9 protein-coding genes are annotated in these 12,552 nt (G+C 63.6%); 5 read left to right on the plus strand and 4 right to left on the minus strand.

The features are described 5' to 3' along the window. The first annotated feature begins 148 nt into the window (after nucleotides 1-148). The 5 genes from AL072_RS34370 (at nucleotide 149) to AL072_RS16755 (ending at nucleotide 6,179) form a co-directional block, all read left to right on the plus strand. Nucleotides 149-562 (plus strand): hypothetical protein, encoded by a 414-nt coding sequence (locus AL072_RS34370; RefSeq protein ID WP_144428266.1) that lies wholly within the window; start codon nucleotides 149-151, stop codon nucleotides 560-562. Between the two features lie 960 nt (nucleotides 563-1,522). Continuing rightward, nucleotides 1,523-1,681 (plus strand): hypothetical protein, encoded by a 159-nt coding sequence (locus AL072_RS34945; protein WP_158511076.1) that lies wholly within the window; start codon nucleotides 1,523-1,525, stop codon nucleotides 1,679-1,681. A 190-nt stretch (nucleotides 1,682-1,871) separates the two neighbouring features. Next, nucleotides 1,872-2,564 (plus strand): helix-turn-helix domain-containing protein, encoded by a 693-nt coding sequence (locus AL072_RS16745; protein ID WP_045583109.1) that lies wholly within the window; start codon nucleotides 1,872-1,874, stop codon nucleotides 2,562-2,564. A 391-nt stretch (nucleotides 2,565-2,955) separates the two neighbouring features. Further along, nucleotides 2,956-3,921, plus strand: coding sequence for a hypothetical protein (locus tag AL072_RS16750; RefSeq protein WP_144428267.1), 966 nt, complete (start codon nucleotides 2,956-2,958; stop codon nucleotides 3,919-3,921). Between the two features lie 23 nt (nucleotides 3,922-3,944). Next, a complete protein-coding gene (locus AL072_RS16755; protein WP_144428268.1) occupies nucleotides 3,945-6,179 on the plus strand; it encodes a tetratricopeptide repeat protein in 2,235 nt (744 codons plus the stop codon). 83 nt (nucleotides 6,180-6,262) lie between these two features. Here the strand turns inward: AL072_RS16755 and AL072_RS16760 are convergent, their stop codons facing one another. From AL072_RS16760 to AL072_RS16775, 4 genes are all read right to left on the minus strand, one after another. Beyond that, nucleotides 6,263-9,460 (minus strand): efflux RND transporter permease subunit, encoded by a 3,198-nt coding sequence (locus tag AL072_RS16760; RefSeq protein ID WP_045583106.1) that lies wholly within the window; start codon nucleotides 9,458-9,460, stop codon nucleotides 6,263-6,265. A gap of 24 nt (nucleotides 9,461-9,484) precedes the next feature. Then, nucleotides 9,485-10,663 carry an efflux RND transporter periplasmic adaptor subunit gene (locus tag AL072_RS16765; protein WP_281178662.1) on the minus strand — a complete coding sequence of 393 codons (1,179 nt, stop codon included), beginning with the start codon at nucleotides 10,661-10,663 and terminating at the stop codon, nucleotides 9,485-9,487. Between the two features lie 30 nt (nucleotides 10,664-10,693). Then, nucleotides 10,694-11,506 carry an alpha/beta hydrolase gene (locus AL072_RS16770; RefSeq protein WP_245636806.1) on the minus strand — a complete coding sequence of 271 codons (813 nt, stop codon included), beginning with the start codon at nucleotides 11,504-11,506 and terminating at the stop codon, nucleotides 10,694-10,696. Between the two features lie 174 nt (nucleotides 11,507-11,680). Then, a complete protein-coding gene (locus AL072_RS16775; protein ID WP_052710112.1) occupies nucleotides 11,681-12,526 on the minus strand; it encodes a polyphosphate kinase 2 family protein in 846 nt (281 codons plus the stop codon). Between the last annotated feature and the right edge of the window lie 26 nt (nucleotides 12,527-12,552).

Here is a 12,552-nt window from a genome sequence, read left to right on the forward strand (position 1 = left end):
AATATTTCCGAAAATTTTCTGAATGATAGTCAATAAATTATACTTTTAAAGTAGTAATACATAGATAAACTTCAAAATTTTAGCACTTAATCGTGCCATTTTAATTAATAGATTTCGGAAATCACATGTCAAAATCAGGAGGACAGCTATGATGTTATTCTCAAAGCGCTTGAAAACTAAGATCGCTATCATTTCACTTGTAATGATATCTGTATCGGGATGGCCAGCCAACACAGTTCACGCGGGAGAGTACAAAAATTGTACAAATATAGAAAAAGCTGGAGGAAATATTGCTGGAGAAAGATATAGTTGTGGAGACTGTGTTGCCAACGGGTTCAACCCGGATGGCTGTATAAAGTGTGGCACAGCAAGTGTTACGATTCCAAAAGAAGCCAAAATAAAAAGCTATTACCGGACAGCGAGCTCATTGGACTGGGGTGCTTGGCTGGACGATATTAACATACAAAGCCAATCCGATGGATCAACGTTGGTTTCCACCAGCTTGAAGAATTGGAGAAAAAGCCACCCAAAGACAATTTGTATTCATGTTCTGACAGAATAATATATTTTCCGTGAAAATGCCATCAAATCCCATCAAAAAGGAGCGGAAAAATGACGGCATCAATAAGAAACCGTATAATCATGTTCGTATTTTGTCTGCAGTCGTCTGGTATGTTCTCTTCAAATGCATCTTAATCTCAAGAAATGATGGTGATAACATTTGAGGGGACGCATATATTGTCATCAGACGTCTTTCAATTTTCTATATTTGATCGGGTGTGCAACCGCGATGCCGGGGTAATCACCCTCAAGGGGAATGGAAGGGCTACCATAAAAGTATGTAGAGGCGGTACAGGACATGGCAGCATCATATATAAAAATATCACGCTCAATAGTCAGCCCATAGGTGTAGAGTTCGTGAGGGAAGACGATCCAATCCGTCCATAAGGTCAAGCCTATGGTAAGTACCGGGAATTACGTAAGCGGAATCCGCTGACCCGAAATCAATAATTAGACCCACTCGAATTCGTCAGCCGATACAGGGCAGTGCACATCCCGGTCCCCTGCATCGGTTCGCCATGGCCAGTGACCATCGACTCCGAGTACGGTACTGCCAGCCACGGCATCGTGGCCGAAGCGTTCCTCCGTGGCGTTGCGGATGAAGCCCACCGGCAGCGGCCAGCCCGTTATCGGCCGCTATCCTGCCATGGTCCTCCGACGTCATCTGACCCGGGCTGTCGCGCACCTCCACATTGACGTGCGTGCTGCGTCCTCTGGCCGACCTTTCGCCTTCCGCTGTTTTCCCTGAGAACAGCAGGGAGGCGCGCTTGTCCTTCCACACTTTTTCGATATCCGCACGGCATGCTTCCAATTTCCGGCGGCCCGACCGAGCTCATCCGGCTCCAAAAGATTACAAAAGAAACCATCGATCATCACAAAAATTTGTCACACCCTCTATTCCGACTCGCCAAGGCTATGCGTTTAAGCCTATTCTCTCTTAGTCCTTTCGATGGAGGGGAGTATGAGGCCGCCGCCGATCAACCTATCCACCGTCCGTGCCGTGCAGACCGTTCGTATCCACAGCAAAGGCTGCCACGATATCGTCGCGCGTGAATATCTGATCCGTGTCGAGCGTCGGCTGCTGGCGATGATGGACAGCGAGGGATCGACCATCCATTGAGGCGCCGGTCTGCGGCCGGTCGGGCGGAGGTCTTGCCACCCGGCCGGCCCGGTCAACGGATCCACCCTGCCGGCAGAGCCGAGGCCGCCTCGGGCCGTCGACACAGTTTCGGATTTTGAACCTACCATTGCCAGGGAAGCCGCCTTTCTATAGGAATTAATAGCTAATTCCTGATCATGGAGGGTTCCGCATGCCGCCCGATTGCCTGATGTCCGCCGAGTCCTTCCCCCATTGGGCGGCCGAGCCGCCGGTGCCGCCGGACGGTGCACTGGTTCCCAACTCCCGCTTCCATGGCGAGCAGTGGATCATGGCCGCCGGGATGCTGGCGCGCGGGGCGTCCTTCCAGCAGGTCGCCCGGTCGATGGGGTGCAGCCGCACCACGCTGTGGCGGGCCTATTACGGCTCGCAGCCCTTCCGTCATCGCGTCTGGTGGGAACGGCAGTCGCTGAACCGCGAGGCCGAACTGCGCCTGCACTCGCTGCGCGGCATGGTGACGGAACAGATCGAGCGGCTGGTCTCGGCCGGCGATCCCGCCACCTTGCGCTGGCTGGCTGACCGGCTCGGGCTGTTCTCCGGCGACGACCGGCCGCAGGCCGCGAAGCCCGCCGCTGCCGCGCCTGCCGTTCCCGCCGCGGACATCGACCGGGAGACGACGATGGATGCGGCCATTGAACTGGCGATGGATGCGGCGATGGATGCCGACGACCGCGTTCCGGGCGCGCTGCGCGAACGGACGCCGCCGGACCCGCGGGCGGTCGCCGCCATCCTCGCCCGGCCGGAGGCCGAGGGGCCGAAGGGCGTCTATCCCTGGACCCTCAACCCTGACGACCGCTATCCCAACCTCGGCTCGGCGGCCGAACGCAGGGGCGGGCGCGGGGCATGACCGCCACCAAGCCCGCCGCCGGAACGCCGGCCCCTGAAACGATGAAACAGGGCCCAAGCCCTGTTTCACCCGGTTTCAAACGTTCCACTCCGCCGGACTCGGCCCGACCGGGCTCGGCCGTACGACGCCGCCCCGGCCGGCGCCGAGGACGAATCCGGGCCATGAGAGCGGAAGCTTGCATTGCCTGATGTGGGGGACAGCCAGTGCCCCGCTGGAGCCTTCCTCTCACGGAAACGGAGGGCAATCCTTTGATATAATGAATGATTTCAAGCATTCTAACGGTTTGGCGCATGATGGCGCCGCTCGTCCCCGGCCGGTCGGACCGCAGTGCTTGCCATATCCGAAAAGAGGTAATAGCATCCGACCAGTTCGCATAATAGGTGCTTCTGCGATGTCGGAACTCGAAGCGGTAATGGGCAGGTTGGAAAGCTCCGCGGCCCTTCATTCACGGATCATACCGTACAACTATAATCACGATAAGCGACTGTCAGACGTTCGAAAAAACCGTTACCGCGAAAACTTCAAGCAGGATCTGGACGATACGATCGAGGAAGCGATTGCTGCCCATCACACCGGGTATCTCGCTAGAAATGTCGGGTTTTCACCGGTCGGCAGCATCATGCCGACCGGTCTTCCCGAAACATTCGAACCCATAGTGAACGGTGACGCCGTTGTCGGAACGCCGCAGCCGGACCAGAAGCTCCTCCGTCTGGAAATGCTGGATTGGGTATTGGACAAGGGTGTCCATAATCTGACAAGGGCTGAATTCCTGCGATTCAAGCCGGAATTCGACAAGGAGCCGGACCAGCGTTCGAACGGCTTCCGGGCATTCGTCGGCACGTTGATTTTCCATTGGAACGGCAAGCGGGACAATCGGCCGATGTTCGCGGCCTTTGCCGACGAGGTCGCGGACGACGCCGATGCCGATGATTGGGTGCATCGCCTGCGCTCACGGCTTGGTCTTGGGCATATCACTCCCTATGGGACGAATTCGATTCTGGTCGCTTTGATGCGCTACCCGGTGAAGGCCGTGCTGGACGCGACGCCACGGGCGGAGCGTGCCTCCTGTTTCGCCGTGCCCACGGCATTGGACGGCCCACTTAATCCCTATTTCTTTCCGGCCCCCGCCGAACTGCGGTACGGCCGCGCGCTTTCCCTGCACAGTGATTCCGACTGCCGGCGCTTGACCGCCGAAGTCCTGCACCGCCGCATCGATTATGCTCCCGATCATTTGATAGACGTTGCGGAAGTGAGGCGGGTGGACGATATCTTGGACCTGATAGGAAGACGGAATCAGCATCTCGCCTGCCTGCGCCGGCAGCCGGGCTGTGCTACCTTCGGCGAAGAATTGGTCTGACCACCGTGGACGTCACGCTGAACATGTCCGACGAGACGCGGCATCCTTGGGTCCGAGATTTCATGGAGCGGCCAGGCCGCACGCTTGCCAAGCTTCTTGGCGGCGCAACGATCGTGCCGCCTTACTGGCGCGGTGAGCCGGATGACGTGCTGGTCATGGTCAGCGGCGAGATCGACGGCGATCCGGCCTATCGTGACGCCCTGGACGTGGCGATGCTGGCCTGGCTCGACGCACGCCGGTCCGTTTCGGCTACCGATCGGGTAAACTATGGCATCGTCCGTTTCGTCGGTGAAACGGTCGCAGCCCTCCGTGCCGTCCGTCGATTGGAACTGCGCGGCACGATCGCTGATCTGAACGCTCGTGATGCGGTCTGGCGGAACTGGGCGGAACCCCTGCGGCTGGGGGAATCCCATGATCCGTTGGCGGAACTGCTGTCGATCCTTGCGCTGCGCCAGCCCGCCGACCAGCCGCGCCTGTACCGCTGGCATCAGCTGATCGACAAGGCAAAAAGCGGCCTGCTGCCCGATTATTATATCGATATCGCGCTTTGCGGCTTAAGAAACCTGCCCGGCCGGGAACGGCCGCCGCAAGAGCTGTTGTACGGGCTCGCCCGGTGGGCTACGGGCTTGCCGGACGAAACGGACAAGCGTGACCTGTTCATGCGTCGCTGGCATTTGGAAAAGGAGGTTCTTTTTCCCCGCTCTGCCGATACATGGCGCCGGCTGGTCTCACCCTTGCTAGAGGATAGAAGTTTCGCCCGTACGCCAGCAGCCCGCTGGTGGCGGGAGGATCTCGGCATGCGGTCGGCAAAATGTGCAGCTTCGCGAATCGAGGAGAGCGCGTTTCCCCATCTCCCCGCGCGCGAGGAGGCGAACAGGATGCTGGACCGGCTGAACGCGAAGCCCTTATCGCAGGTCATGCCTGACGCTCTTCAGATGCTGGAGGCGCAACGCCTGCATATGGAGCGCACTGGCTTTGCCGAACCGTTCCTGCGGATGGCCGGCGCCATCGGCAATGCGGCGCTGCGAAGCGACCCGATCCCGCTTTCGGTCCGGGAATTGACGCTCAACCTAGCCATGCACATGGTCCATTGGGGCCCCAACAACTCTTATGGCTGGTCCCTGTGGGGGAGGGTGCTGATCCGCAGTGGTCAGGCCACGACAGCTGAGATGGTGCTGTGGGAGGCAAGACGTCGCTTTCCCGAGGTGGCTGCCATCCGCAACATCCTTGCTGGTCTTATCGGTGCGGATCCCGCCCGTGTGCAAGAGGCTGAAGCGATCTTCGTTGAGACGGTCGCCCGCTTTCCCCGCGACAAAATTGCCCGAAATGCCTTGGCTCAGCTTCTTGTCGGTCAACCAGGCCGCGGCCGGGAAGCCGAAGCGATGTTCCGCAAGACGATGGCGGACTTCCCTAACAACTTCGTTGCATACAACGCATTGGGCTATTTGCTGATGCGCTTCATCGATCGTCGTTTAGATGCAAAGAAGATATTTGAAGAAGTGCTGGAGAAAAACAGAAATGACGGAGTTGCAAAAAAGGGTCTATATTATGTTTCGAGATTGATCGATGGAGATGACGGGCAGTCAATTCCGGAATTCCCTTTGCCGAGTTCGGAGCATCAGGATTGGTACGCCGCGCAGGTTTACGCGTCTGAATTGTCCGATGTTAGCGAGAAAGTCAGTCTCGCTGTCGATGACGGTCTCTGCTCTCGGGCCGATTTCCGCCTTGGAGCCGCGCTAGACATCTTGGAAGAGGAATCCAGGAGTTCTCTGCGTGAGCGTGCCTGGGCCGATATCGATGCGGTGCTTTCCCGCACACCCAGCCATCCCTTGGCTCTGCTGGTGGGCGACCTCCATGGCCGCTCTGTTCCGGTCAAGCTGGAAGAGGCCTTCGCTGGAGCCTACGGTTTGAAATTGCTTGCCGCCTTCCGGCACAAGGATGCGGAGAAGCTGAATGCGCTGGTCCGGGAGGTGCCGGCGAGGCGTCCTTTGGTTCTGCTGGCACGGCTTGCCGGTGATGTCTCTACGAACAAAGATGCTGTGGCGTTGGCGAAATTCCTCTCGATCAGAAAGGCTCCGTCCGATCCGCCACTGGCGACCATTCATGCCTATTTGCGCAGGCAGTGGGAATTTGAAAATGACACGCAGGTAGAACCGGACGATATCCGCCGAAGGGCCGGAGTGGATCGCGACAAACTGCGCGATCTTGTGACAGTGGTATGTCGGCAAACTGCACAGGAAACCGCCCTTCTTACCTGAGAAGGGCGGCCACTCGATCTTGTGTCGGCGGCCGGGGGAATCCCGTTCCCCCAGCCGCGGAAGCAGGATCGTCCCGTTTCCCCTCAATGATGATAGGCCGTTCCGGCCAGCGCGGCGCCGGCACCCGCCACCCGCTCGCCCCCCTCCTTCGTCCGGGCTCCCGCCATCCGGCGCAGCAGCACGTAGAAGACCGGGGTCAGGATCAGGCCGAACAGGGTCACGCCGATCATGCCGGCGAACACCGCCACGCCCATGGCGTGCCGCATCTCCGACCCGGCGCCGGTCGAGGTGACCAGCGGCACCACGCCCATGATGAAGGCGATCGAGGTCATCAGGATCGGGCGCAGGCGCAGGCGGCTGGCCTCGATGGCGGCCTGGACCGTGCTGCGGCCCTGCTCCTCCAGCTCGCGGGCGAACTCGACGATCAGGATGGCGTTCTTGGCCGACAGCCCGACCAGCACCATGAAGCCGATCTGGGTGAAGATGTTGTTGTCGCCGCCGGTGAGCCACACGCCGGCCAGCGCCGACATCAGGCTCATCGGCACGATCATCAGGATGGCCAGCGGCAGGGTCAGGCTCTCATACTGGGCGGCCAACACCAGGAACACCAGCAGGATGCTGATCGGGAACACCCACAGCGCCGAGTTGCCGGCCAGGATCTGCTGGTAGGTCAGGTCGGTCCACTCGAACCGCACGCCGCGCGGCAGGGTCTCCGCCGCGATGCGCTCGGCCGCCGCCTGGGCCTGGCCGGACGAGAAGCCGGGCGCCGGCCCACCGTTGATGTCGGCGGCGGTGTAGCCGTTGTAGCGCACCACCATCTCCGGGCCGTAGCTCGGCGCCACCCGGACCAGCGAGGACAGCGGCACCATGTCGCCGCGGTCGTTGCGGGTCTTCAGGAGGCCGATGTCGGCGGCTTCCGCCCGGAACGGCGCGTCGGCCTGGACCCGCACCTGGTAGACGCGGCCGAAGCTGTTGAAGTCGTTGACGTAGAGCGAGCCCAGATAGATCTGCATGGTGTCGAACACCTCGCCGACCGACACGCCCTGCTGCTTGGCCTTCACCCGGTCGAGATCGACGTCGAGCTGGGGAACGTTGATCTGGTAGCTGGAGAAGGTCGGCCCCAGCTCCGGCGTCTGCATCGCCTTGGCGACGAAGGCGCCGACCGCTGCGTTCAGCGCCTCGTAGCCCAGGGCGCCGCGGTCCTCGACCTGCAGCTTGAAGCCGCCCAGCGTGCCCAGCCCCATCACCGGCGGCGGCGGGAAGATGGCGACGAAGGCCTCCTTCAGCCCGGCATAGCGCATCTGCAGGGTGCCGGCGATGGCGTTGGCCGACAGGCTGGCGTCGCCGCGCTCGGAGAAGGGCTTCAGCGTGACGAAGACGATGCCGGCGCTGGAGCTGTTGGTGAAGCCGTTGACCGACAGGCCGGGGAAGGCGACGGCGCTCTGGACGCCCGGCTGCTTGAGGGCGATGTCGGTCATCTCGCGGATCACCGCCTCCGTCCGGTCGAGCGAGGCGCCGTTGGGCAGCTGGGCGAAGCTGATAAGATACTCCTTGTCCTGCGCCGGGACGAAGCCCATCGGCACTGCCCGGCCCAGCAGCACGGTGCCGCCGAGCAGCAACACATAGACCAGCATCATCAGGCCCTTGTGCCGCACCACCCCGCCGACGCCGCGGCCGTAGCCGCTGGATGCCCGGTTGAAGACCCGGTTGAACAGGCGGAAGAAGCCGCCGAACACCCGGTTCATGCCGCGGGTCAGCCAGTCCTGCGGCTGGTCGTGGCCGCGCAGCAGCACCGCCGACAGGGCCGGCGACAGGGTCAGCGAGTTGAAGGCGGAGATGACGGTGGAGATCGCGATGGTCATCGCGAACTGCTTGTAGAACTCGCCCGACAGGCCGGTCATCGCCGCCAGCGGTACGAAGACGGCGACCAGCGTCAGGGCGATGGCGATGATCGGCCCGCTGACCTCCTGCATCGCCTTGTAGGTGGCTTCCTTGGCCGACAGGCCGGACTCGATGTTGCGCTCGACATTCTCGACCACGACGATGGCGTCGTCGACCACGATGCCGATGGCCAGCACCATGCCGAACAGCGACAGCGCGTTGATCGAATAGCCCAGCAGCAGCATGAGGGAGAAGGTACCGACGATCGACACCGGCACCGCCAGCAGCGGGATGATCGACGCCCGCCAGGTCTGCAGGAAGACGATGACCACCAGCACCACCAGGGCCACGGCCTCCAGCAGGGTGTGGATCACCGCCTCGATGCTCGACTGCACGAAGCGGGTCGGGTCGTAGACGATGCTGAAATCGACGCCGTCGGGCATGTCTCCCTTCAGCTCGGCCATCGTCGCCCGGACATTGTCGGCGATGTTCAGGGCGTTGGCGCCCGGCGCCTGGTTGATCGCCAGCGCCACCGCCGGCTTGTTGTCCAGCAGCGACCGCAGCCCGTACTGCGCCGCCGCCAGTTCCACCCGCGCCACGTCGCGCAGATAGGTGACGCCGCCATCCCGGCCGACCTTCAGCACGATGCCGGCGAACTCGTCCACCGTCTTCAGCCGGCCTTGCGCGTTGATCGACAGCTGCAGCGGCGTGCTCGGCAGGCTGGGGGACGCGCCGATGACGCCGGCCGCGACCTGGACATTCTGCTCGCGGATCGCCGCTACCACGTCCGAAGCGGTCAGCCCGCGTTCCGCCACCTTGTTGGGGTCGAGCCAGACCCGCATCGAATAGTCGCCGGCGCCCCACACCTGCACCTCGCCGACGCCCGAGATCCGGCTCAGCCGGTCCTTGACGTTGAGGATGGCGTAGTTGCGCAGATAGGTCATGTCATAGCGGTCGTTGGGCGACAGCAGATGCACGACCATGGTCAGCGTCGGCGAGCTCTTGACCGTGGTCACGCCCAGCCGCTGCACGTCCTCGGGCAGGCGGGGCAGGGCCTGCGACACCCGGTTCTGCACCAGCTGCTGCGCCTTGTCCGGATCGGTGCCGAGCCGGAAGGTTACGGTCAGCGCCATGTTGCCGTCGCTGTTGGCCTGCGACTGCATGTACAGCATGTTCTCGACGCCGTTGATCTGCTCTTCCAGCGGCGCGGCGACGGTCTCGGCGATGACCTTGGGGTTGGCGCCCGGATACTGCGCCCGGACGACGACGGAAGGCGGGACCACCTCCGGATATTCGGAGATCGGCAACTGGAACAGCGAGATCGCACCCGCCAGGAACAGCGCCACGGACAGGACCCCCGCGAAGATCGGGCGGTCGATGAAGAATTTAGAGATATTCATGACGGCTCTCCCGGCGGATCTCGGTCACTGCGCCGTGGACGCGGTGCGGATGGCCGGCGCCATGCCGTCCATCGCCACGGTGCGCGGGCTGACACGGGTGCCGGGGCGGGCATGCTGCAGGCCGTTGACGACGATGCGCTCGCCGGGCTCCAGCCCGCTCTTCACCACCCGCAGGCCGGCCTGGGCGGCGCCGGGCACGATGGTCCGGTAGGAGACGGTGCCGTCCTCCGCAACCACCAGCACGAACTTCTTGTCCTGGTCGGTGCCGATGGCGCGGTCGTCCACCATCAGCGCGTCGTGCGGCTGGCTGCCGCCGACCTTGATGCGGGCATAGAGGCCGGGGACCAGCAGCCCGTCGGCATTGTCGAAGCGGGCACGCACCCGGATGGTGCCGGACGCGGCGTCCATGCGGTTGTCGACATGCTCGACCGCGCCGTCACGGGAATAGCCGGCCTCGTTGGCGAGCCCGAGCTGCACCGGCACGGCGGACTCGTCCTTCATCCCGGCGATGTAGGTCAGGTAGGTCTGCTCGTCGACGTCGAAGGACGCGTAGATCGGCGAGACCGAGACCAGCGTGGTCAGCGGTGCCGCCGCGGCTCCGGCCGCAACCACGTTGCCGACCGTCGCCTCGGCGCGCGAGACGCGGCCGGAGACCGGGGCGCGCAGCTGGCTGTGCTCCAGGTCGATGCGGGCGATCTCCAGTGCCGCCTGGGCCGCCTTCAGGTTGGCGGCGGCGGAGCGGGCCTCGTTCTCCTTGCTCTCCAAGGACTGGCGGGAAATGGTGTCGTCGCGGACCAGCCGCTGGGCGCGCTCCAGGTCCGACGCGGTGAAGCGGACGCGGGCCTGGGCGGCGGCGACCTGGGCCTCCTGCCGGGCGACCTCCGCCGCGAAGGGGCGCTGGTCGATGGTGAACAGGACGTCGCCCTGGCGCACCAGCGCGCCGTTGCGGAAATGGACGGCGGTGATGGCGCCGGCCACCTGGGGCCGCACCTCCACCCGTTCGACCGCCTCCAGCCGGCCGGAATAGGACTGCCAGTCGGTGATCTTGCGGACCACCACCGGGGCGACGTCGACCTCCGGTGGGGGCGGCGCCGCCGCCGCGGCCTGGGGCGCATCGGCATGGCTCTGGCTGACGGCGATGCCGCCGGCGATGGCGACCCCGGCGACGAGAAGGATGGCGAGCTTCGAACGGGACCTGGTCATGGTGTGCATCTCCGGCATGGGAGGAAACTATCAGGCACGCGCGCCGGGCAACCGGCGGCGGAGGAAGTCGGCGACGGCCTGCAGGGCCGGCTGGTGGCCGGGCAGGGCGTCGTGCGAAATGGCGGGAAAGCGGGTGACCTCGGTCGGCACCCCGGCGGCGATCAGGCCGGCGGCATAGTGTTCGGCCTCGATGCGCAGCAGGTCGTCCTGGGCGGTGACGATCAGGGCCGGCGGCAGCCCGCCCAGCCGGCAGGACTCCAGCGGTGCGGCATAGGGATGCAGCCGCTGCGCCGCCTCGGGCAGATAGGCGCGGTAGCAGCGGGCGCAGTCGGCCATGGTCGGGTCGAACAGCATGCTGCGTGCGTCGCCGACGCTGCCGCGGCTGGCCCTCGTCAGGCTGGGGTCCAGCATGGGGCCGAGCAGGGCCTGCGCGGCGATTGTGACGCCGCCGAGATCGCGGGCCAGGAAGGTCAGGGACGTGGCGACATGGCCGCCGGCGTCATGGCCGACGACCCCCAGCCCGCCGCGGGCGATGCCGAGGTCGCGCCCGGCATCGGCTGTCCACACCGCCGCCCGGTAGGCGTCCTGGGCGGCGGTGGGGAAGGGGTGGGCGGGGGCCAGCGAATAGCCGACCGACACCACCAGCGCCGGCACGGCTGCGGCGATGGCCGACGCGGCCTCCTCCGCCTCCTCCAGCGAGCCGGAGGTGAAGCCGCCGCCATGCAGGTAGAGCAGGGCCGGAACCGCCAGCCCGATCAGCGGGCGGTACAGCCGCAGCCGGATATCCTGGGCATGGCCGGCGATGGTCCGGTCATCGACGGCGAAGGGGCAGGGCGTCGCCACCCGCTCCCCGCCGCTCCGCTGTGTCTTAGAAGACCGACCCATTCCGCTCCGGTGCCGAGGCACCCCTCCCGCATTGCAATGCGGTGGAGTGTCAGGCTTGGCGGCACCCGAATAAATACCGGGTCAGCGGCAACACAATTCGGCTGGAACGAACAATCGGGAGGGGAGTGCCGGTCAGCTCTCCGCCGTTCTCTCCTCCTCCGAAACGCCGGGATGGACGCCCAGGATCTCCGCGGCGATCCTGGCGACATTGCCGTTGACTGGCGGCGGCGCGATGTTCACCCCCTCCTTCAAGGTGGCGGTGACGATCTCCAGCACCTTGATCCGGGCATGCCATTTGGAATTCGCCTCCACCACGTGCCATGGCGCCTGGGGGGTGGAGGTCCGGTCGAACATCGCTTCCGTCGCCTTGACGTAGTCGTCCCATTTTGCGCGGTTGCGCAGGTCCTCCTCGGTCAGCTTCCAGCGCTTGTAGGGGTTCTTCATGCGCTCGCGGAAACGTTCGAGCTGCTCTTCCGGGGTGATGTGCATGAACAGCTTGACGATTCGCACGCCGTCGTCGGTCAGCAGCCGTTCGAACTCGTTGATCTCGTCGTAGGCGCGCTTCCACTGGTCCTTGGATGCGAATTTCTCCACCCGCTCCACCAGGACCCGGCCGTACCAGGACCGGTCGAAGATGGCGAAGGTGCCGCCGGCCGGCAGCCTCGTCCAGAAGCGGTAGAGGTAATGCTTGCTCTGCTCCTCCGGCGTCGGTGCCGAGATCGGCCAGACATGGAAGCCCCGGGGATCGAGCGGCTCTGTCATGCGCCGGATGGCCCCGCCCTTGCCGGCGGCATCCCAGCCCTCGAACACCACGATGGCCCGGCGCTTCTCGTGCCAATAGGTCTGCTGGATGTGCAGCAGTTCCTTCTGCAGCTTGCCGAGCCGGCGGTCATACTCCTCCGCCGTGTCGATCCGCAGCTTGCTCTGATCCAGCTTTCCGAGGCGGATTTTCGAGATTTTTCCGGACTTCTCGGCCATGCGGTGCATCCTGTTCTGATGGTGTC

Source organism: Azospirillum thiophilum (assembly GCF_001305595.1).
Lineage (GTDB): Bacteria > Pseudomonadota > Alphaproteobacteria > Azospirillales > Azospirillaceae > Azospirillum > Azospirillum thiophilum.